At 73.8% G+C, this 21,389-nt stretch carries 18 protein-coding genes; 12 read left to right on the plus strand and 6 right to left on the minus strand.

The genetic code is table 11. The features are described 5' to 3' along the window. Window positions 1-13: 13 nt before the first annotated feature. Window positions 14-601 (minus strand): TetR/AcrR family transcriptional regulator, encoded by a 588-nt coding sequence (locus AC24FB_RS08115; protein ID WP_425713919.1) that lies wholly within the window; start codon window positions 599-601, stop codon window positions 14-16. 133 nt (window positions 602-734) lie between these two features. Here AC24FB_RS08115 and AC24FB_RS08120 point away from each other — a divergent pair, with 133 nt between their 5' ends. Further along, window positions 735-1,217: an SRPBCC family protein gene (locus tag AC24FB_RS08120; RefSeq protein ID WP_425713918.1), complete on the plus strand. Its 483-nt coding sequence runs from the start codon at window positions 735-737 to the stop codon at window positions 1,215-1,217. A 22-nt stretch (window positions 1,218-1,239) separates the two neighbouring features. On the opposite strand, the gene AC24FB_RS08125 is transcribed toward AC24FB_RS08120, so the two are convergent. The 3 genes from AC24FB_RS08125 to AC24FB_RS08135 are packed head-to-tail and all read right to left on the minus strand — an operon-like array spanning window position 1,240 to window position 3,990. Next, window positions 1,240-2,520: an acetyl-CoA C-acyltransferase gene (locus tag AC24FB_RS08125; RefSeq protein ID WP_425713917.1), complete on the minus strand. Its 1,281-nt coding sequence runs from the start codon at window positions 2,518-2,520 to the stop codon at window positions 1,240-1,242. After that, window positions 2,517-3,170, minus strand: a complete 654-nt coding sequence (locus AC24FB_RS08130) for a CoA transferase subunit B (RefSeq protein WP_425713916.1) — start codon at window positions 3,168-3,170, stop codon at window positions 2,517-2,519. Before AC24FB_RS08130 ends, AC24FB_RS08125 begins: the two co-directional genes overlap by 4 nt. Window positions 3,171-3,174: 4 nt before the next feature. Beyond that, window positions 3,175-3,990, minus strand: coding sequence for a CoA transferase subunit A (locus tag AC24FB_RS08135; protein WP_425713915.1), 816 nt, complete (start codon window positions 3,988-3,990; stop codon window positions 3,175-3,177). Between the two features lie 240 nt (window positions 3,991-4,230). Here AC24FB_RS08135 and AC24FB_RS08140 point away from each other — a divergent pair, with 240 nt between their 5' ends. The 5 genes from AC24FB_RS08140 (at window position 4,231) to AC24FB_RS08160 (ending at window position 12,161) form a co-directional block, all read left to right on the plus strand. Further along, complete coding sequence (locus tag AC24FB_RS08140) at window positions 4,231-5,043, plus strand: VOC family protein (RefSeq protein ID WP_425713914.1); 813 nt, start codon at window positions 4,231-4,233, stop codon at window positions 5,041-5,043. A 279-nt stretch (window positions 5,044-5,322) separates the two neighbouring features. After that, window positions 5,323-6,969 carry a DEAD/DEAH box helicase gene (locus tag AC24FB_RS08145; protein WP_425713913.1) on the plus strand — a complete coding sequence of 549 codons (1,647 nt, stop codon included), beginning with the start codon at window positions 5,323-5,325 and terminating at the stop codon, window positions 6,967-6,969. A gap of 413 nt (window positions 6,970-7,382) precedes the next feature. Next, window positions 7,383-10,265: an alpha-amylase family glycosyl hydrolase gene (locus tag AC24FB_RS08150; RefSeq protein WP_425713912.1), complete on the plus strand. Its 2,883-nt coding sequence runs from the start codon at window positions 7,383-7,385 to the stop codon at window positions 10,263-10,265. 46 nt (window positions 10,266-10,311) lie between these two features. Continuing rightward, window positions 10,312-10,875, plus strand: a complete 564-nt coding sequence (locus tag AC24FB_RS08155) for an L-2-amino-thiazoline-4-carboxylic acid hydrolase (RefSeq protein ID WP_425713911.1) — start codon at window positions 10,312-10,314, stop codon at window positions 10,873-10,875. Next, the gene (locus tag AC24FB_RS08160) at window positions 10,872-12,161 is read left to right on the plus strand and encodes a hydantoinase/carbamoylase family amidase (RefSeq protein WP_425713910.1); all 1,290 of its coding nucleotides are present in this window, start codon (window positions 10,872-10,874) and stop codon (window positions 12,159-12,161) included. Before AC24FB_RS08155 ends, AC24FB_RS08160 begins: the two co-directional genes overlap by 4 nt. 201 nt (window positions 12,162-12,362) lie before the next feature. Here AC24FB_RS08160 and AC24FB_RS08165 read toward each other — a convergent pair whose 3' ends face one another. Then, a complete protein-coding gene (locus tag AC24FB_RS08165) occupies window positions 12,363-12,755 on the minus strand; it encodes an ectoine synthase (protein ID WP_425713909.1) in 393 nt (130 codons plus the stop codon). 241 nt (window positions 12,756-12,996) lie between these two features. On the opposite strand from AC24FB_RS08165, the gene AC24FB_RS08170 reads away from it, so the two are divergent. The 3 genes from AC24FB_RS08170 (at window position 12,997) to AC24FB_RS08180 (ending at window position 16,509) form a co-directional block, all read left to right on the plus strand. Next, window positions 12,997-14,397, plus strand: a complete 1,401-nt coding sequence (locus AC24FB_RS08170; protein ID WP_425713908.1) for an Nramp family divalent metal transporter — start codon at window positions 12,997-12,999, stop codon at window positions 14,395-14,397. A 35-nt stretch (window positions 14,398-14,432) separates the two neighbouring features. Further along, window positions 14,433-15,065, plus strand: coding sequence for an HdeD family acid-resistance protein (locus tag AC24FB_RS08175; RefSeq protein ID WP_425713907.1), 633 nt, complete (start codon window positions 14,433-14,435; stop codon window positions 15,063-15,065). 208 nt (window positions 15,066-15,273) lie between these two features. Then, entirely contained in the window at window positions 15,274-16,509 is a 1,236-nt protein-coding gene (locus tag AC24FB_RS08180; protein ID WP_425713906.1) for an MFS transporter, read from the plus strand. Window positions 16,510-16,617: 108 nt separating this feature from the next. Here the strand turns inward: AC24FB_RS08180 and AC24FB_RS08185 are convergent, their stop codons facing one another. After that, complete coding sequence (locus AC24FB_RS08185; protein WP_425713905.1) at window positions 16,618-20,013, minus strand: DEAD/DEAH box helicase; 3,396 nt, start codon at window positions 20,011-20,013, stop codon at window positions 16,618-16,620. A gap of 301 nt (window positions 20,014-20,314) precedes the next feature. Between AC24FB_RS08185 and AC24FB_RS08190 the strand changes: the two genes are divergently transcribed. From AC24FB_RS08190 to AC24FB_RS08200, 3 genes are all read left to right on the plus strand, one after another. Then, entirely contained in the window at window positions 20,315-20,533 is a 219-nt protein-coding gene (locus AC24FB_RS08190) for a hypothetical protein (RefSeq protein ID WP_425713904.1), read from the plus strand. A 121-nt stretch (window positions 20,534-20,654) separates the two neighbouring features. Next, the gene (locus tag AC24FB_RS08195) at window positions 20,655-20,918 is read left to right on the plus strand and encodes a hypothetical protein (RefSeq protein ID WP_425713903.1); all 264 of its coding nucleotides are present in this window, start codon (window positions 20,655-20,657) and stop codon (window positions 20,916-20,918) included. Further along, window positions 20,915-21,340 carry a type II toxin-antitoxin system VapC family toxin gene (locus AC24FB_RS08200; RefSeq protein ID WP_425713902.1) on the plus strand — a complete coding sequence of 142 codons (426 nt, stop codon included), beginning with the start codon at window positions 20,915-20,917 and terminating at the stop codon, window positions 21,338-21,340. Before AC24FB_RS08195 ends, AC24FB_RS08200 begins: the two co-directional genes overlap by 4 nt. Window positions 21,341-21,389: the final 49 nt, after the last annotated feature.

Below are 21,389 nucleotides of genomic sequence, written 5' to 3' on the forward strand. Positions count from 1 at the left end.
ACGGGTGCGTTCGTCAGGTGGACGTCGTCGGTGTCGTGAGCGCCTGCACGAGCGTTGCGGCGACGGCATCGGCGTCGAGGCTCGAGGCCGGTCGACGACGGAGGACGAGCTGACCCCAGACCGCACCCATGCCGAGCGTGAAGGCGTGCGGGACGTGGTCCGGAACCCCCGGCAGGCGGTCGGCATGGTGCGCGAGCAGGGCGCCGAAACCCGCCTCGCGGGCGTCGAACCACTGCCCGACGACGACGTTCACCTCGTCGGACTCGGCGCGGGCTCCGAGCAGCGCGTCGATGACCACCCGATAGCGCGTGACGCCATCCGCGGTGCGGCGCAGGAGCGCGGCGAGGTCGCGCCGGGGGTCGTCGGTCGCCTCGGCGTCGATCTGTCGGCTCGCGGCGTCGGTGATCGCCTCGAGCAGGAGGTCGGCCCGGCTGGGCCACCGGCGGTAGACGGTAGCGCGGTGGACGCCGGCGTGGGCGGCGACGGCGGCATGCGTGACGCCCGGCCAGCCGCCCGTCTGCAGCAGGGCCATGACGGCGGCGCGCACGAGCTCCGGCGTCGCGGTCCGGCGCGTGGGGGAGGGACGCGGGTCTGTTGACATGCTCGCACCCTACTGCGACAGTTGTCGCATGAGCGAGATGCGACAGTTGTCGCAAGTGGGCGATGACGGTCACCGGACCAGCGCGAGGGCAGGGCGGGGCGGATCCACGCGACCCGTGCGACGGCTCCTTGCGGTGGCCATCCCCGTCGCGGTCGTGGCCGGCGCCGTCCTCACCGGGACCGGCCTGGTCGGTGCTCGCGAGGTGCGCGCCGAGCGCTGGGTCGACGCCTCGCCGCAGGAGGTGTGGGAGGTCCTCACCCGACCCGACCGGACCGGGGACCCGTTCCTCGTGCGGCTCGACGGCGAGCTCGTCGAGGGCGCGACCCTCGGCATCACGGTGCAGCCCGTCGACGGCGACGCGATGGACTTCTCGCCCGTCGTCCTCGAGGTGAGCCCCGGCGAGGAGCTGCGCTGGCGCGGGACGTTCGGGGTCCGCGGCATCGTCGACGGAGTGCACGTCTGGGAGCTCGAGGAGGTCGACGGTGGGACGCAGATCGTGCAGAGCGAGCGCTTCACCGGCGTCGCGGTCCCGTTCCTCGGCGGGATGCTCGACGGCACGCAGGCCGGGTTCGAGGCGCAGCTCGAGTGGGTCGCGGAGCAGGTTGGCAGCGACTGAGCCGACCTGCCCCGCGCCCCGCTCAGCGCTCGAGCAGCAGCGCGTCGCCCTGCCCGCCGCCGCCGCACAGGGCCACGGCCGCGCGGCCGGTCCCGGCGCGCACGAGCTCGTGCACGGCGTGCGCGGCCAGTCGCGCACCGGATGCGCCGATGGGGTGGCCGAGCGAGATGGCCCCGCCGTGGGGGTTGATCCGTTCGTCGTCGGGGGCCAGGCCGAGCACGCCGGCGCTGGCGACGGCGACCGCGGCGAAGGCCTCGTTGATCTCGACGTGGGCGAGGTCGTCGACCCCCCAGCCCTGCCGCTCCAGTGCGGCCGCGATCGCGTTGCCGGGCTGGTCGTGCAGCGAGGAGTCCGGGCCGGCGACCTGGCCGGAGGCGCGCACGGTCGCGAGGGCCGCCCACCCGTTGGCCTCGGCGGTGGACCTGCGGGCGAGGACCAGGGCGGCCGCGCCGTCGCTGATCTGGGAGGCGTTGCCCGCGGTGATCGACCCCTCGGGCGTGAAGGCCGGCCGCAGCCGCGCGAGGGACTCGGGGGTGGTGCCGGCGCGCAGCCCGTCGTCGGCGTCGACGACCGTGTCGCCCTTGCGGCCCGTGACGGTGACCGGCGCGATCTCGGCGTCGAACCGGCCCGACTCCTGGGCGGCGGCCGCCCGCTCGTGCGAGGCCGCGGCCACGGCGTCCTGCTGCTCGCGGGTGAGGCCCGGGTGGTCGGCCGCGCTGTAGCGGTCAGTGTCCAGCCCCATGGCGTTGCCCGAGGCCGCGTCGGTCAGGCCGTCGTGGGCGAGGTGGTCGACCGCGGTGCGGTCCCCGTACGCCCACCCCTTGCGGCTCCCGCCGAGCAGGTGGGGGGCCTGGGACATCGACTCCTGGCCGCCGGCGACGACGACCTCGGCCTCGCCGAGGCGGATGAGCCGGGCGCCGTCGATGATCGCGGCCAGCGAGGACAGGCAGACCTTGTTGATCGTCGTCGCGTGCGCGCCCGGGTGGACCCCGGCCGCGAGCCCGGCCTGCCGCGCCGGGTTCTGCCCCGCACCGGCCTGGAGCACCTGGCCCATGAGCACGACGTCGACGGCCTCCCCGCACACGCCCGCCTGGCCCATCGCCGCGCGGATCGCCGTGGCACCCAGCTCGACGGCGGACAGGGTCGCCAGCTGACCGTTGAACCGCACGAACGGCGTGCGTGCCGCGCCCACGACCACGACGTCGTCCGGCGAGGCGCCCGCCCCCTGGGCGGCGCCGGTCGTCGTCGTGCGCGTGTCCGTGCTCTCCGGCCCTGACGCGCCTACGGTGCTCGCCGCGCTCATGCCGTGGCCCGCAGGTGCTCGGCCACGGTGACGTCGGCGCCGGTGGCGGCCACGACCTCGTCCACGGTCACGCCGTCGGCGAGCTCGATCAGGACGAGGCCGTCGTCGGTGACGTCGAGGACGCCGAGGTCGGTGATGACGCGGTCGACCACGCCGGTGCCGGTCAGCGGCAGGTCGCAGGTAGGCAGGATCTTCGGCTCGCCGGCCTTGTTCTGGTGCTGCATGAGCACCACGACCCGGCGCGCGCCCTGGACCAGGTCCATGCCGCCGCCCGGGCCCTTGACCATCTTCCCCGGGATCATCCAGTTCGCCAGGTCCCCGCCGGCCGAGACCTGCATGCCGCCGAGGATCGCCACGTCGATCTTCCCGCCGCGAATCATCGAGAACGACATCGCCGAGTCGAAGAACGCCGCGCCCGGCAGCACCGTCACGGTCTGCTTGCCCGCGTTGATGAGGTCCGGGTCGACCTCGTGCTCGTAGGGGAACGGCCCGACGCCGAGGATCCCGTTCTCCGACTGGAAGCTCAGCTCCACGCCCGCGGGGAGGTAGTTCGGCACGAGGGTCGGCAGCCCGATCCCCAGGTTGACGTAGTCGCCGTCGCTCAGCTCGCTCGCCGCCCGCGCGGCCATCTGCTCCTTGCTCCACGCCATCTCGTCAGGCCTCCTCGTTCTCGGTGCGCACGGTCCGCTTCTCGATCGGCTTCGACCCCTCGGTGGCCGGCGCGTGGACCAGGCGGTGCACGAACACCCCCGGCAGGTGGATGTCGTCCGGGTCAAGCTCCCCGGGCTCGACGATCTCCTCGGCCTCGACGATCGTCACCTTCCCGGACATCGCGGCCAGCGGGTTGAAGTTCCGCGAGGACTTGTTGAACACGAGGTTCCCGTGCCGGTCCGCCACGAGCGCGTGCACGAGCGCGAAGTCCGCCCGGATCGCCTCCTCGAGCACGTACGAGCGAGGCTCCCCGTCGACGACGAACGTCCGCGTCTCCTTGGGCGCCGACGCCTTGGCCACCGACCCGTCCGCGTTGTACACCTGCGGCAGGCCGCCCAGCGCGAACTGCGTCCCCACGCCCGTGGGCGTGTAGAAGGCCGCGACGCCGGAACCCCCCGCGCGCAGGCGCTCCGCGAGGGTGCCCTGCGGGTTGAGCTCGACCTCGAGGGTCCCGCCCAGGTACTGCGACTCGAAGTCCTTGTTCTCCCCGACGTAGCTGGCGACCATCTTCCGCAGCCGCCCCGCGCCGAGGAGCACGCCGAGCCCCACGCCCTCGATCCCGCAGTTGTTCGACACCACCGTGAGGTCGTCCGCGCCCTGCGCCAGCAGCGCGTCGATCAACGACGACGGGTTGCCCGACAGACCGAACCCGCCCACCGCCAGCAACGACCCCGACCCGATGTCCGCGACGGCCTCGGCCGCCGAGCCCACCACCTTGTCCAGACCCCGCCCGGTCGCGGGTCGCTCACTCACCGTCATGCGTCGACTCCCTCGTCGTGTCGTCCTTCTCGGTTCCGACGGAGGGGCTCGTGGGCCCGTCCGCCAAAGGTGAACCGATCGTCAGGTTGGGGAGATCATGCCATTCCGAGGGGTGATCTGGCGAGAGGTGAGCGGTTGGGCGGGCGAGGAGCGGTCGGCGGGGCCGAGGCCCAGCGGCATAGGCTGGATGTGACAGCGACCGCTCGCGTCCCGTCCCGGGGCGCCGTTGGGAGGACCGTCTTGGCCACGTCACGAACGACCGGTAAGCCGACCGGGCAGAGCGAGGCCCCGGCCCCCGCGCGCCCGCGCAGCTACGGCACGGGCGACCCCGCCTGGATCGAGCTCTGCGTCCCCGACACCGAGCGCGCGGCCGAGTTCTACCGTCGGCTGTTCGGGTGGGAGCACAACCGGCCGGCGGGGGAGAAGCTCTCGTTCGGCCTGCTCGAGGGCGAGCGCGTGGCGGGCTTCCGGCCCATCGACGAGGGCGGGTCCGGCCGGTGGTCGGTCTACCTCGCCACCGACCACCTCGAGGGCAGCGTGACGGCGGCGGAGTCGGCCGGGGCTACCGTGCTCGTGCCGCCGCAGGCGTCGGCGTCGTGGGGGCGGTTCGCCGTCCTCACCGATCCCACGAACGGTGAGGTGGGCCTGTGGGAGGCCGAGATCCTCAGGGGCGTCCAGGCTCAGCCGGGCAACGGGACGCCGGTGTGGTTCGAGCTGGCGTCGATCGACCACGACGCCGCCGTGACCTTCTACGGCGACGCGCTGGGTTGGGACTGCCGGGAGCTCGAGCGCTCCGAGGAGCTGACGTACACGGTCCTCGGCGACGCGCCCGACGGCGGCGCGGGGATCACCGGCCTGCAGGACTGGCCGGACGTGCGCTCGCGCTGGGCGATCTACTTCGGCACCCCCGACACCGACGCCTCGGTCCGCCGGGTCGTCGAGATCGGGGGGACCGTCGTCGTCGAGCCCCGGGACACCCCGTACGGGCGGCTCGCCGCCGTCGCCGACGACCAGGGCGCCGTCTTCCACCTCATGGGGCCCGCCGACGACTGAACCAGGGCTGCGCGGGTGCGGTCCGGCGGGGCGTTCGCGTCTCGACGGGTGGCCCGCGCGTGCGACGAGCGCGCCCCGCGGGTGACCGCCGGCAGCGAGACCTCGGTCTCGCTGCCGTCCCCCGGGGTGCCCGTGTGACGTAGTCTGGACCCGCAGTCCGTGCACTCCTCGTCCCGGGCTGCCGGCGCCGCGGGACCACCCGCCGCCAGCGCCCCCGTCGCGACCTGCGCGGGACGAGCGCCCGGACGGGGACGACGACGGACGGACATCACCCCCTCCATGACGACTGCCTTCGCACGCCTCGGCGTGCCCCAGAACCTGCTGACCGTGCTCGAGCGCGCCGGCATCACGACCCCCACGCCCATCCAGGCCGCCACGCTCGCGGACTCCTTCGCGGGACGCGACGTGCTCGGCCGCGGCCGCACCGGCTCGGGCAAGACCTACGCGTTCTGCCTCCCGCTCGTCGGGCGCCTCGCGGCCGTCGACCGGCCCCGCCGTACGTCCGGCGGTCGCCCGCGCGCGCTCATCCTCGCGCCGACCCGCGAGCTCGTCCTGCAGATCACCGAGACCCTCGACCCGCTGGCGAAGGCCGCGGGCCTGACCACCCGCACCGTGTTCGGCGGGGTCGGCCAGAACCCGCAGGTCACGGCGCTGCGTTCCGGTGTCGACATCCTCGTCGCCTGCCCGGGCCGCCTGCTCGACCTCATGGGTCAGGGCGAGGCGCGGCTCGACGGGATCGAGATCGTCGTCCTCGACGAGGCCGACCACATGGCCGACATGGGCTTCCTCCCGATGGTCCGCCGCATCCTCGACACCGTCCCGCGCGCCGCCCAGCACCAGCTGTTCTCGGCCACGCTGGACGCCGGCGTCGACGTGGTGGTGAAGAAGTACCTCACCGACCCGGTCGTCCACGAGGCCGACTCCGCCACCGCGCCGCCCCCCACCTCCGCGCACCACGTGCTGCAGGTCCGCGACGACGAGCGGATCGACGTCGTCGCCGAGCTCGCCGGCAAGGCTGAGCGGGCGATCGTCTTCACCCGCACCAAGCACGGGGCCAAGCGCCTGACCAAGCAGCTCGGCTCGCGCGGGCACCAGGCCGTCGAGCTGCACGGCAACCTCGGCCAGGGCGCGCGGCAGCGCAACCTCGAGGCGTTCCACTCGGGATCGGCCCCCACGCTGGTCGCCACCGACATCGCGGCGCGGGGGATCCACGTCGACGACGTCGCGCTCGTCGTCCACGCCGACCCGCCCACCGAGCACAAGGCCTACCTGCACCGCTCCGGGCGCACCGCTCGCGCCGGCGCGTCGGGCACCGTGGTCACGCTGTCGACCGACGCCCAGACCTCTGACGTGCGCACCCTCATGCGTGCCGCCGGCATCCGGCCCACGCTGCACCGGGTCCGACCGGGCGACGGCGTCCTCGCCGAGATCGCCGACGGCAGCGCGAAGGAGAACCCGGTGGCCGAGGTGCCGGCGGCCGGGGGGCGTGGTGGCGCCGGCGGGGGTGCTGGTGCGGGCGGCGGCCCCGGTGCCGGTGGTGGCGCGCGGGGTGGCCAGGGCGGTGGCCGCGCCGGCCAGGGCTCCGGCGGTGGTTCGGGCTCCGGCTCGGGTGGTGGTCGGCGGCGCGGAGGTCGTGGCCGAGGTCGTGGTCGCTCCGGTGGGCAGGCCCCGCTCGTCGAGCACGGCAACTGGCAGGGTGCGCGTCAGGGCGCGGGCCGAGGCGGCCGGGACGCCGCGCAGCAGGGCGGCGGTCGCTCGGGCGGCGCCGGCCAGGGCGGCGGTCGTCATGGCGGGGCCGGGCAGACCGGTGGTCGCCAGGGCGGCGGGCACGCGAGCAGCGGTGCGCCGGTGCAGCGCCCGGCCGGTTCGGGAGCGTCGCGCCGCGGCCCGCGCCGTGCGACGCGCCCCTCGACCGACCAGGGCTGATGCCCACTCGGCCGACCCAGGTCGAGGCGCACTCGGCCGACCGAGGCTGATAAGCTTGTAGTTGACCCAGGCTGACGAGCTCGCGGCCGTCCAGGCCTGTCTGCCCCTCCTGCGCATCTTCGCCGCGGCGAGATCAGGGGAAGACGGACGAGATCAGGGGAAACAACCCCTGCTCTCGTGACCGATCCCCCCATCTCGTGGGGCAGTCGTTCCCGACCAGCGGCGGTGGTCCGGTCCCCGCACTCGTGGCACGGTCCCCGCACTCGTGGCACGGTCCCCGCACTCGTGGCACGGTCCCCGCACTCGTGGCACGGTCCCCGCACTCGTGCGGCATCCCGCTGATCTCGTCGCTGCCACGCGGACTGCCGCTCCGACGCCGGGCGGTGCAGCTCGGTTCCCGACACAATGGACGCATGGCACGAAGCAACGGGATCCCTGACGCCGTCGGCAAGGCCCTGGTCGCGCTGACGGCCGTGGGGGCCGGCGTCGTCACGGCGGTCTCCGCCCGACGGCTGCGCCGGTCGACCGACATGGCGAACCGGAAGGCGCGGCGCCGCGGCCCGCTCGAGCTCGAGGCCGGCCCGGCGCGCCCCCAGCTCGACGCCCGCGCGCGCGACGAGGCGCCCACCGCACCGACGCCCCCGAGCACGACCACCTCGTCGGCCCCGGGGTCCGCGGCCCCTGGTGGCCTCGCGGGCACACCTGCGGGCACGACGACGCCGCACGGGACCACCACCGAACCGGCACGCTCCTTCGCCCCACGACCCACCGATCCAGCGATCCACCGCGACGACGAGGAGGGCGCTGCCATGACGGCGACGCCGACGCCCACGCCCGGACCGACGAGCGACGACACGACCACCAGCGACGACACGACCTCCAGCGACGACACGTCGGCCTCCGCCACCGGCGAGACGCCCACCCCGGTCGACGAGGCGTCATGGTCCACCGCGACCTACCCGCTCGGGGCCCACGCCGCACTCTCGACCGACACCGACACCGGCACCGGCACCACCACCCCCACCTCGCGCACGACCTTCGCGGTCCACGCGCCCCTCGCCACCCGCGTCCTGCTCGAGATCTACCCGAGCGCGACCGGTGCCGACGCGTCCGCGGAGTTCGACACGCAGCGCGGCGAGGACGGCGTCTGGCGCGCGGCCGTCGCGGGGGCGGGCCACGGCACCCTGTACGGCTACCGCGTCTGGGGTCCCGGTTTCGAGCCGGACGACGCCTGGTCGCGCGGCGGCTCGGCGGCCGGCTTCAGCGCGGACCTCGACGAGGTGGGCAACCGGTTCAACCCCAACAAGGTCCTCCTCGACCCCTACGCCCGCGAGATCACGCACAACCTGTCCTCCCCGCTCATCGGCGAGTCCGGTGGCACGCCGGAGGACTTCGCCGGCGGTCCGGAGCCCCACGCGCAGCAGGGTCGTCCCCGCCGGGAGGTCGACACGGGGCGGATCGCACCGAAGGGGATCGTCGTCGTCGACGAGACGTCCGTCGGCACCCGCCCCCACCTCCCGCCCGAGGGGACGAGCATCTACGAGGCGCACACGCACGCGCTGACGGCGCACCCGTCCGTCGCCACCCTCGGGGACGACCTCGCGGGTCGCCGCGGGTTCGCGGACGTGCGCAACATCGACGACGACGCGCGCGGCACCTACAAGGGCGTCGCCCAGCTCGCGCCCTACCTCAAGGGCCTGGGCCTCACCACGCTCGAGCTCCTCCCGGTGCAGGCCACGGACACCACCGCCCGGCCCGGTGACGACGGGACGTCGAACTACTGGGGCTACATGACGCTCGCGTTCTTCGCCCCCAACCGGGACCTGGCCGCCGACCAGAGCCCCGGTGGGCCGACCCGCGAGTTCAAGGAGATGGTCCGCGCGCTCCACGACCAGGGCATCGAGCTGTACATCGACGTCGTCTTCAACCACACGGGCGAGGGCGGCAGCTGGGGCGGTGACCCGGCCACGTCCGCGTTCGTCTCGATGGGCGGCTTCGCGACCGAGGAGTACTACGTCCAGACGGACGACCACGTCCTCGTCGACGGCGCGACGGGCACCGGCAACCAGGTCAACTTCTCGTCGGAGGTCTCGCAGCGCCTCGTGCTCGACTCCCTCGCGTACTGGACCGACGTCATGGGCGTCGACGGCTTCCGGTTCGATCTGGCGCCGGTGCTCGGTCGCAAGCCCGACGACGCCGCCCGCGAGGACTGGGAGGCGCAGAAGGAGTTCCACACCCTCCACCCGCTGCTCACGTCGATCCGCGACCTGGCGGCGGACCGGAAGGTCGAGGTGATCGCCGAGGCATGGGACCTGTGGGGCTACGAGGTCGGCAACTTCCCCGCCGGCTGGGGGGAGTGGAACGGCCGGTTCCGCGACGCCGTGCGCGACTTCATGCGCGGCGAGGGCTCGACCATGGCGTTCGTCGAGCAGGTCAACGGCGACTGGGCGCACTTCCACGACCAGGGCGGCCCCCCGCGCTCGATCAACTTCGTCACCGCGCACGACGGCTTCACGCTCCTCGACCTCGTCTCCTACAACGACAAGGTCAACGACGGCCCGCCCCCCTTCGGCCCGTCCGACGGCGGTGCGGACGACAACCGCTCGTGGGACTCCGGCGGCGACCAGGCGCTGCGCCGGGCACGCCTGCGCTCGTTCCTCACGGTCCTCTTCCTCGCGCGGGGCGTGCCGATGATCGTCGCCGGCGACGAGCTCGGCCGCACCCAGAACGGCAACAACAACCCGTGGTCCCTCAACTCGGTCGGGATGTGGACCAACTACGGGTTCGCGACGACGAACAGCCCCACGCAGCTGCCCGTCGACCCGAGCGGCGAGGTCGAGGCGGCCTACCACGACAACGTCGGCGAGGCGGCGACCCCCGAGGGCACCAGCCCCTTCCTGCCCTTCACGCAGGCGCTCGCCCACCTGCGGCGCGTCGAGCCGGCGCTGCGGCAGCGCGAGTGGGGCGGCGTGCACCTCGACGACGGCGACGTCACCTACCTCTTCACGGCCCCCGACGCCGAACGGGGCACCGAGGAGGGCGACCGCGCGGTCCGCGTGCACGTCGACGGATCCCCGGTCGGCGGCCACGACTACCTCCTGTGCGTCAACATGACGACCGAGGTGGCGCGGTTCGCGCTCGGCGGCGAGCACGACGATCTGCGGTGGCGCCGGGTCGTCGACACCGCGGCGTGGGCCGAGGAGGACGGCAACGTCTGGCCGACCCCGGTGGCCGAGATCGTCGAGGGGCACTACGCGGTCCAGCCGTGGACGGTGGCGCTGCTCCAGCTCGCCTGACGCGCTCCCGCTTCCCCGATATGCACAGGGGGCGGACACTGGTCCCATGACCACGCCGACCCACGACGACGACCTGCCCATCCTCACCCGCCGCCGGATCGAGGCCGCGATCCTCGCGCCGGTGTACCGCATCCTCGTGCGCGACCTCGGCGAGGAGCGGGCCAAGGAGATCCTCTCCGAGGCGATCCGCGAGGACGCCCGGGCCCAGGGGGCCCGCCTGGCCCAGCGCGAGCCGGGCGGCTCCAACCTGCGGACGTTCATCGACCTGCAGCACCTGTGGCTTGCCGACGACGCCCAGGAGATCGAGACCATCGAGGCCACCGACGAGGTCTACTCCTACGACGTCCACCGCTGCCGCTACGCCGAGACGTACCAGGAGATGGGGCTCGGCGACATCGGTGAGCTGCTCTCGTGCACGCGGGACTTCGAGTTCCCCCACGGCTACGACCCGAGCATCACGCTCGAGCGCACGCAGACGATCATGTCCGGGGCCTCGCACTGCGACTTCCGCTACCGCCGCCCGGCCGGCGCACCGAACGCCCACGCGGTCTCGGGCGCGCACGACTCCGCGGAGGTCGCGCACGTCGCCGCCGAGGAACGGGACCGGTGAACGCCCCCGCTGCCACCCCGACCATCGACGGCGACCGGCTCTGGGCCGACCTCGAGCACGTGAGCACGTTCGGCGCGACCGCGGCGGGCGGGCTCCACCGCCTCGCGGCGGGGCCCGACGACGCCGACGCCCGCGCCTGGTTGCGCGACCGCGCGGGCGAGGCCGGGGCGGTCGCGCGTGTCGACCGGGTGGGGAACGTGTTCCTCCGTCGTCCCGCCGCTGGGGCCGACGACGCCGAGGAGGACCGCCGGGCGATCCTCATCGGCTCCCACCTGGACTCGCAGCCGACCGCGGGGCGGTACGACGGGGTGTACGGCGTCGTCGCGGGCCTGGCCGTCCTCGACGCGCTCGACCGCGCGCGTCACGCGACACGGCACCACGTCGAGCTCGTCGACTGGACGAACGAGGAGGGCGCCCGGTTCGCGCCGATGATGGGCGGCAGCTCCGTGTACGCGGGACGGCTCGCCGCCGAGACCGCCCTCGCCTCCCGCTCGCGCGAGGGGCTCGACGTCCCGGGCGCGCCCGAGGGGCAGACCCTCGCCGAGGCGCTCGCCGACGTCGGCTGGGCCGGTACCGACACGGTCACCCCGGACGAGCACGCCGCCTACCTCGAGGCGCACATCGAGCAGGGCCCGCTGCTGGAGGCCGAGGGCCTGACGGTCGCCACGGTGACCGGCGTGCAGGCGATGTGCTGGCTCGAGGTCGAGCAGACCGGCGCGCCCGCGCACGCCGGCACGTTCCCCATGGAGTCGCGCAGGGACGCCCTCGTCGCCGCCGCGCGGGTGGTGACCGACGTGCACGCGATCGGCCTGGCCCGCCCCGAGGTGGGACGCGCGACGGTGGGCCGCCTGGTGGTCGGGCCCGGCTCCCCGAACGTCGTGCCGGGCAGCGCGAGGTTCACGGTGGAGCTGCGGCATCCCGACGCCGCCGAGCTCGACGCGATGGCCGGCGAGGTGCGTGCCGCCGTCGAGCGCGCCACGGACGGGGGAGTGACCGCCCGGGTGACGGAGACGTCGAGGGCCGAGCCCGTGACGTTCGACCCGCTCGTGCGCGACGCCGTGACGCGGGCGATGAGCGAGCTGGGGCATCCGCCGCGGGAGCTGGTCTCGGGCGCGGGGCACGACGCCGTGCAGGTCGCCTCGCGGGTGCCGACCGGGATGCTGTTCATCCCGTGCGTCGGCGGCGTCTCGCACGCCGAGGAGGAGGCGATCACCCCGGAGTGGGCGCTCGACGGCGCCGAGGTGCTGCTGCGCGCGGTCCTCGACCTCGACGCCCGCCTCCCGTAACGGCGGGCATACCCGGACCGGCCCCGTCTGGCGAGTGAGCGGCAAGCCGCCTGACGAGTGAGCGTGGCAACGCCTCGTCGGCGAGCAATCGCGTCTCAACCTGACGAGTGAGGGGGTTCTTCCGCGAGCACGCGGAAGAACCCCCTCACTCGTGGCGGGTAGTCCCCTCACTCGTCGGTAGGGGACTCCGCCGGTCCTCGGTCAGGCCTCGGTCGGGCCGTAGGACGAGAAGCCGCCGTCGACGAGCTCGTGGGCCTCGTCGCCGTTGATCGGCGGGTTGAAGATCGAGACGAGGATGAGGTCCTCGTCCTCGCCGCCCTGGAGGTAGTGGGCGTCGTGCTCGTCGAGCACGTAGATGACGCCGGGCGTGATCTCGTAGCGCGTCTGACGGTCCTCGCTGACGACGTAGCCCTTGCCCCCGATGCAGTAGCAGGCCTCGAGGTGGTTGCGGTACTGGAGCGCCGCCTCGGTGCCCTTGCGGACGACCGTGTGCGCGACGGCGAACCCCATGCCGTCCTTCTTGGTCAGCACGCGCTGGCTCGTGCCCTGGCCCCACTCGACCTTGGGGACCTCGTCGATCGACCGGATGAACATGCAACCTCCTCGTGATGGGTGGGCGCCCCGGTGCTGCCGCGCCGCGCGCGGCCCGATGCGGGCGCCCCATCGATACTAGGTCCGTCCGGTTCGCCCGTCGGATCCGGTCGTCCGAGCGGCGGGACACGCCGCGGTTGCGTATGACAGCGTGCCGATCGGCAGGCATAGTGGCCGCGCAACCGACCGTCGTCGCCGCCGGCAGCGCGCCGCGCACGTGACCCGGTCCCGTGAGGAGCCCCCCATGTCCACCGACGACGGAACGCACGCAGGCGGCGCACCCGCCTCCGGTGCCCACGGTTCGGGCGGCGCGCACGCCGCGCGACCGGACGGCTCGGCGGCCGCGCGTCCCCACGGCTCGAGCTCCGAGCCCCTGACCGCCGGCGAGGCAGCGACCCAGGCGCCGGGCGCGAAGGTCTCCGGCCGTCGCACCGGCTCGCGGTTCGGTCCGGGCCTCATCATCGCCGCGTCCTTCATCGGCCCCGGCACGATCACCACGTCGATAGTCACGGGCGCCGAGGTCGGGTACGCGCTGGCGTGGACGATCGTCTTCTCGATCGTCGCGACGATCATCCTCCAGGAGATGTCCGCCCGACTCGGCCTCGGCACCCGCCGCGGGCTCGGCGAGGCCATGCGCGAGGTCTTCCACTCACCGGTGGCCCGCCTGCTCATGGCGGTCCTCGTGGTGGCGGCCATCGGCATCGGCGGCGCCTCCTACGCGGGCGGCGACACGTCGGGCACGGCGCTCGCCGTCACCAACGTGGTCGACGTCGACACGCGGATCGTCGTCGTCGTCCTGCTCGGCCTCATCTTCGCCCTGCTGTGGACGGGGAGCTACAAGGTCATCGAGAAGGTGCTGATGGCGATGGTCGCGATCCTCGTCGTCATCTTCGTGGTGACGGCGATCATCGTGAAGCCGAACGTGGGCGACCTGTTCCAGGGCATGTTCGTGCCGTCGGTCCCCTCGGGGGCGATCCTCACCGCGATCGCGCTCATCGGCACCACCGTGGTGCCCTACAACCTCTTCCTCCAGGCGCAGCTGGTCAAGGAGAACTGGGGTGACGTCCCGGTCGACCGGGCGATGAAGGAGGCGCGGACCGACACGGCCGTCTCGATCGGCATCGGCGGGCTCATCACGCTCGCCGTCATGGTCACGGCCGTCGGCTCGATGTTCGTGCGTGGCATCGCCGCCGAGGAGGGGACCGACCTCGCGCAGGCGCTCACCCCGCTGCTCGGCGACGCCGCCCCGTGGGTGTTCGCGCTCGGCCTGTTCGCCGCCGGGTTCACCTCCGCCATCGCGGGCCCGCTCGGCGCCGCCTACGCGATCACCGGGGTGCTCGGGCTCTCGAGCGACCTGCGCTCGCTCCCGGCGCGCATCGTGTGGGTCTCGATCCTCGTGGTCGGCGGGATCATCGCGCTGACCGGGTTCAACCCGATCCAGATCATCGTCGTCGCCCAGGCGGCGAACGGCCTGCTGCTGCCGGTCGTGGCGATCTTCCTCATGATCGTCATGAACAACAAGAAGCTGATGGGTAAGTACCGCAACGGCCCGGTCGCCAACGTGCTCGGCTGGCTCGTCGTCGCCGTCGTCGTGTTCCTCGCCGGCTACCAGTTCGCCGACATCTTCGGATTCCTGCCCGAGTGACCCCCGTCGGTCCCTCGTGGGTGTTGACTGAGCCCATGAGGGACCGACGCGACCCCGTCCGGCAGATCTTCCGGACCTCGTGGCTGGCCACGGCAGGCCGCGGCATCGCCGCGATCGCCGTCGGCGTGGCCGTCATCCTGTGGCCCGGCGCGATGATCGACGCCGTCATCCAGCTTTTCGCGATCTTCCTGATCGTGGACGGGCTGCTCAACATCCTCGGCGCCGCCGGCATCCGGCTCGACGCCCGGGACCAGGAGCCGGACCGGCCCACGCAGAAGATCCTCACGATCGCCCTCGGCGTGGTCGAGCTCGGCGCGGGCATCTTCGGGCTCGTCCGACCCGGCAACGTCGCCACCCTGATGATCACCGTCATCGGGGTGTGGGCCGTCGTCATGGGGCTGTGGGAGCTCGTCACCGCCCTGCGGGCGCGGAAGTACGTCAGCGGGGTCCAGCCGCTCGTCGTCGCGGGGGTGTTCTTCGTGGTGGTGGGCGCGTTCGTCATCTGGCGGCCGTGGGTCTCGCTCGAGGTGATCGCGTGGACGATCGCGATCGCCGCCATCCTGTGGGGCGTCATGCAGATCGTCATCGCCCTGGCGGTGCGACGCTGGATCACCACGATCGACGACCGGCTCGAGGTCGACCGCGAGCCGCCGCGGATGATCGGCTGACGCGCGGTCCCCGTCGCAGTCCCCGTCCCGGTCCTCGCCCGTCCCGGGACCCGCCGCCTCCGCCCCGTCCCGGTCCGCACCCGGGTCGCCGCGCCCGTCCGGGCGGACGAGCGGCCCGTCACACCCGGAATGACCGCGCCGACGACGACGTTGGACGCCGAGGATCGCCCACGGTCCCGCGCCGCCAACCACCTCGGAGGCCCTGTCGATGCTGAGCACCGCCCGCCGCAACTTCGCCCTGTTCACGCTCGCGCTCGGCGGGTTCGGGATCGGCACCACCGAGTTCGTCACGATGGGTCTGCTGCCGCAGATCGCGGGCGAGCTCGTCCCGGGGTTCGGGGCCGACCCGACGGCGGGGATCGCCCACGCGGGCTGGCTCGTCACGGCCTACGCGCTCGGCGTCGTCGTGGGCGCGCCGGTCACGGCGGTGGCGACGGCACGGATGTCCCAGCGCACGCTCGTCCTCGTCCTCGTGGCCGCGCTCGCGGCGGCGAACCTCGCCAGCGCCCTCATGCCGGGCTTCGGGCTCACCGCGGTCGCCCGCTTCGTGGCCGGGCTCCCGCACGGCGCCTACTTCGGGGTGGCCTCGTTGCTCGCCGCCCGGCTGATGGGCCCCGGGCGTCAGGGCGCGGGCGTCGCGATCGCGCTCTCCGGCCTCACGGTGGCCAACGTCGTGGGGGTCCCGCTCGGGACGTGGCTCGGCCAGGAGGCCGGCTGGCGCTGGGCCTACGTGACGGTGGCGGCCATCTTCGCGCTCACGCTCGTGCTCGCCCTGCGGGCGATCCCGGCGGTCCCGGGCAACCCCGACCGGCACCCGTCGCGCGAGCTGCTGGCGTTCCGCAACCCGCGGCTGTGGCTCATGCTCGCCGTCGGCGCGATCGGTTTCGGCGGCTTCTTCGCCGTGTACTCCTACATCTCCGAGGTGGCGACGCGGACCGCAGGCCTGTCCGAGTCGCTCGTTCCGTGGGTGCTCGCCACCCTCGGCACGGGCATGGTGGTCGGCAACATCATCGGCGGCTGGGCGAGCGACCGGGACCTGTCCCGCACGGTCGTCGTCGGATTCTCCGGCCTGACCGCGGCGATGGCCCTGTACGCCCTGCTCGCCTGGCACCCGGTCCTGCTGTTCGTCCTCGTGCTCGCCATCGGGATCACCTCCTCCTCGCTCATCCCGTCGGTCCAGGCGCGGATCATCGACATCGCGGGGGAGGCCGAGCTGCTCGGCGCCGCGCTCAACCATGCGGCCTTCAACGTGGGCAACTCCCTCGGCGCCTGGCTGGGTGGCCTCGTCATCGCCGGCGGGTTCGGCTACCTCGCCCCGGGCTGGGTGGGCGTGGCCCTCGCCGTGTCCGGCGGCGTCCTCGCGCTCGTCAGCATCCACTGGGACCGGGTGAGCCCGCGTCCGGGGGCGGTCCAGGCCGACGAGCCGCAGCCCGCGACGACCTGAGTCGCCGCGTCCCGCGACTCGCCGCGTCATGAGTGGCGCCGGTACGCGACACCCGCCGCGCGGGCGCCGTGCCATCGGCCCGCCACGCCCCGCGGAGACCCTGCCGCCTCAGTGCTCGAGCAGGTCCCGCACGTCCTCGGGCGTGAGCGGGGCGGACAGTGCGCCGCCGTCGCCGACCACGCGTGAGACGAGGTCGCGCTTGCGGTCCTGGAGCGCGAGGACCTTCTCCTCGATCGTCCCGGCGGAGACGAGCCGGTAGACGTTGACCCGCCGGTCCTGGCCGATGCGGTGGGTCCGGTCGACGGCCTGGTTCTCGGCGGCCGGGTTCCACCAGGGGTCGAGGAGGTAGACGTAGTCGGCCTCGGTCAGCGTGAGCCCGAAGCCGCCGGCCTTGAGCGAGATGAGGAAGACGGGGGCCTCGCCGTCGCGGAACGCCTGCACCACGCCCTCGCGGTCGCGCGTGGAGCCGTCGAGGTAGAGGTGGGAGATCCCGGCCTCCTCGAGGCGCGTGCGCACGGCCGCGAGGAACGACGTGAACTGGCTGAACACGAGCACGCGGTGGCCCTCGGCGAGCACGGCACCGAGGTGGTCGAGCAGGGTGTCGATCTTGGTCGAGCGCTCGCCGGCGGTGCCCTCGCGGTCGGCCAGCGCAGGGTCGAGCGCCGCGAGCCGGAGCGTGGTGAGTGACGAGAGGACGCTGACGCGGTTGCGCCCGATGTCGTCGAGCAGCCCGAGGATGCGCTGCCGCTCGCGCTGGAGGTGCCGGTCGTAGCTGCGCCGGTGCGCGGCGGAGAGCTCGACGTAGACGACCTGCTCCTGCTTGGGCGGCAGGTCGCGCTCGACCAGCTCCTTGGTCCGCCGCAGAACGAACGGTCGGATCCTGCGCCGGAGCTCCTCGAGCGGCTCGGGGTCCGTGCCGGCCTCGATGGGGCGCCGGAACGTGGCGGTGAAGACATCGGCCTTCGGGAGGAGGCCCGGCGTGACGAGGGCGAGGATCGACCACAGGTCGGCCACCGAGTTCTCGACCGGCGTGCCCGTCATGGCGAGCCTGCGCGGCGCGCGGAGACGGGAGACGGCGCGGTGGGTCGCGGTGCGGGGATTCTTGACGAACTGGGCCTCGTCGAGCACGAGCGCCGACCACGGGACCGGTGCGAGCTCGTCGATGTCGAGGCGCACGATCGCGTACGAGGTGACGACGACGTCGGCCCGGGTGACGACCTCGGCCAGCTCCTCCTCGCGGCGTGCCCCGGTCGCCCGCAGCGCGACCACTTCGAGGCCGGGCGCGAAGCGCTCGGCCTCGTGCACCCAGGTACCGATGACCGAGGTGGGGCAGACGACGAGAACCGGCCCGACGCCGTCGGGCACCTCGTTCGTGCCCGCGCCGTGGTCGCCGGCCGCACCGGGAACGTGGGTCGCGCCGTGGTCGCCGGCCGCACCCCGTCCCGCGGCCACCGCGAGTCCGCCGACCTCCCCGCGCTCCTTGCCACGCTGGATCGCGGCGAGGGTCTGGAGGGTCTTGCCGAGCCCCATGTCGTCGGCGAGGATGCCGCCGGCGCGGGCATCCCACAGCATCGACAGCCAGGAGTAGCCCTCGCGCTGGTAGGGGCGCAGCGTGGCGTCGAGGCCGGCGGGCGGCTCGGGGGTGGGGCGGCCGGCGATGTCCGCGAGGGCCTGCAACGAGTCGGTCCAGGCGGCGATCTCCTCGTCGAGCAGGTCGAGGTGGGCGAGCTCCTCGAGCTGCTCGGACCGGTACCGGGAGACCTGGACCGTGCCCGGCGGGGCGTCGGTCAGGGCCCGCGACTCCGAGACGAGGCGGCGCAGCGCGTTGAGCTCGGGGGTGTCGAGGGGGAGGTAGGTACCCGAGGGCAGCACCACGAGGTCGGCCCCGGTGGCGAGCGCCTGCAGGAGGTCGTCGACCGGCACCTCCTCCGTGCCCACGTGGACGCTCACGCGAAGGTCGAGCCAGTCGGTCGAGGTGTCGAGGCCCTCGGCGGAGGCGACGCTGACGGTGGCCACCTCGGTCGCGCGTCGGAAGTCCGCGGCGTCCCCGACCACCTCGACGACGATGCCCGCCTCCCGCATCCGCGGCACCACGCGGTCGACGAGGACCGCGGTCTCGGCGGGGGTGAGGTCGACCGTGGCTTGCTCCGGCGGGTGGAGGCGCGGGACCAGGCTGATCTCGCGCGCGACGGCGGTGAGGAGCCCGGACTCGGTCGCCGCGTCGCGCGGAAGGTCGAGCTCCCCGCCGCGCAGGGGGACGTCGACGTGCCGGTCGCCGCCGACGTACCGGAACCCCAGCTCGACCCGGCTGCGGTGCGCCGGGCCCATGGTGACGGTGAGCAGCACGTGCGGCTCGAGCGCGTCGGGGATCTCGACCGACGAGTCCGAGGAGCGCACGGCGATGCGCTGTCGCAGGCGCGGCAGGTACCCGTGGGTGAAGCGCGTGCGGTCGGACTCCGGCACCACGACCGAGGCGAGCGTGAGGTCGCGGAGGTTGGCGTCGATCGCGTGGTCGAGCGGCGCGAGGACGTACGCGCCGTCGGGGTAGCGCACGGACACGCCGCAGGCGGGATCGCCCTCGAGCGTCACCCGGCTCCCGGGGCGCTCGGCGGGCGCGAACGGGCCGACGAGGCTCGAGTGCCCGCCGTTGAGGTCGACCTCGACGTAGGGGGTGACGCGGATGCCGTCGCCGGCCCCCGTGAGGTCGACCCCGAGCGTGGCGCCCGGGGCGAGCTGCAGCTGCTCGACACCCTGGCCCCCGACGAGGTCGACGCCCGCCACGTACGCCTCGACGAGCGCGTGCCAGCCGTTCGCGTCGAGCTCGTCGAGGTAGACCTCCTCGGCACGCTGCCACTCGGGCCGGGTGCCGTGCGCCGAGGCCTTGAGGTGCGAGAGCGCCCGGACGTGGTCCGGCACGTAGTCCTGGGCCGTGTAGCCGGTGGTCACCGACGACCACGAGCGGCCGCCCGTGAGCCAGCGGCCGGAGCGCCCGCGCACGACCGGGCGGAGCCGGAGCCGGGGGACGGCGCCCCGGTCGGACCCGATCGCGAGCCGCTGGGTGCGCAGCCCTGACGATCGCTGCACCTCGCTGACCTGGAGGCCGAGCGGGGCCAGCTCGGAGCCGGCGGCGGCGCCGTCGGCCACGATGGGGGCGAGGATGTCCTCCCATCCCCGGCCGTCCGGGCTGCGACGGGCGCGGTCCCGCAGCTCGAGGAGGACGGCGCCGACGTGCTTGCAGGAGCTCGCGACCGGGCACGTGCACGAGCCGTGCCACACGGTGGCGGACGGACCGATGTCGGCCCGGACGACGACCGTGTACCGGTCCCCCTGGCTGCCGACGACCTGCGCGACGACGACGCTGCCCTCGCCGTTGGTGGTCACGTCCGCGACGTGGCCGGCTCCGGCCAGACCCTGGGCGCGCTCGAGCGCCGCCGAGCCGAGGGCCGCCTCGATCTCGCCGTCGGTCAGCTCAGAGACCCACTCGAGCACGACGTCCTGAGGCACCCCGACACTCTAGGTTGCCGAGCAGACACCCGGGGCCGCGCGGCCGATGCTGAGGCGCGCACGCGCGCGCTCGACCAGGCGCCCGCCCGACCAGGCGCGCACGCCCGCCCAAGCGCCCGCGCCCGACCCGCCGCGCGCCACCACTTGCGCGCCCGGTCGACATGCGGGATGCTCCGCGCGTGGCCCAGGTCACATCATGGCGCGGTTCGGCCGCCTCGACGCGCGTCCGGCCCGTGCCCGTACCCGACACCGATGCCGAGACGACCGCACACCTTCCCGTACCGAGAACTGGAGCGAGCTCATGACGACGGAACCGAGCAGCACGGCGGCCGACCGGCCGCAGGACACGACACGGATGATCTCGATGGTCGCGGTCGTCCTCACGATGGCGTGGGGGATCGGCTGGATCTGGGTCGGGGACACCGGCGCCCAGCCCTACTACCTGTGGATCGGTGCCCCGCTCATCGCGCTGATGTGGATGGCCATCGCCTGGTCGTCGAGGCGCGGCGACCGCCGCTGACCGCGAGGCGCATCGACGGGGGTCCGGGCCGGGGTGGCCCGGGCCCCCGTCCTGGTCCCCTTCACCCCGGCACCCGTCGCGCTCCCGTTGTCCAACGACCTGCACCTGCTAATGTATGAGCATGTCCCAGCTGGAGCGGCGGCTGCAGGTCCTGCTCGATGCCGAGCGGCACGAGCGGCTCGAGCGCGAGGCGCGTGAGTCTGGGCGCAGCGTGGCCTCGATCGTGCGTGACGCGATCGACCTCCGGCTGCGGGGTGCGTACGACGCTCGTGCGGACGCCGGACGGCGACTGATGGCGGAGTACTCCGACGAGGCCGCGACCGAGCCTGACTGGGCCGGGTCGAAGGCCGCCCTCGAGCACGACCTCGACTCGAAGCTGCCATGACGGTGCAGCGCTGCTACGTCGACACATCGATCTTCGCGTACGCCCTCGGCGGGGAGCACGCCGAGCGTGCCCCGTCCCGGCGCGTCGTCGAGCTCGCGACCGCCGGTGAGCTCGAGCTGCATGCCAGCGTCGAGATGCTCCAGGAACTCCTCCACCACCGGATGCGTCGCGTCGATCGCGACGCCGCCCTTCGGCAGGTGCGTGCGGTCAGGGACCTGTGCGTCCTGCACCCGTTCGACACCACCGTCCTCGAGCGGGCGCTCGAGCTCGTCGCGACGACCTCCGTGCGGGGCCGCGACGCCGTCCATGCAGCGACCGCTCTGCTCCACGGACTGCCGACGCTGCTGAGCAGCGACACTGACTTCGACGCGGTCCCCGCGCTGACGCGCGTGAGGCCCGCCGACCTAGAGCGGAACGGGTAGCGCCTGACCGCGCCGCCGTGGCTACCGGCGGGTAGTCACCTGCCACCTG

This window comes from Georgenia sp. Z1344 (genome assembly GCF_057652375.1).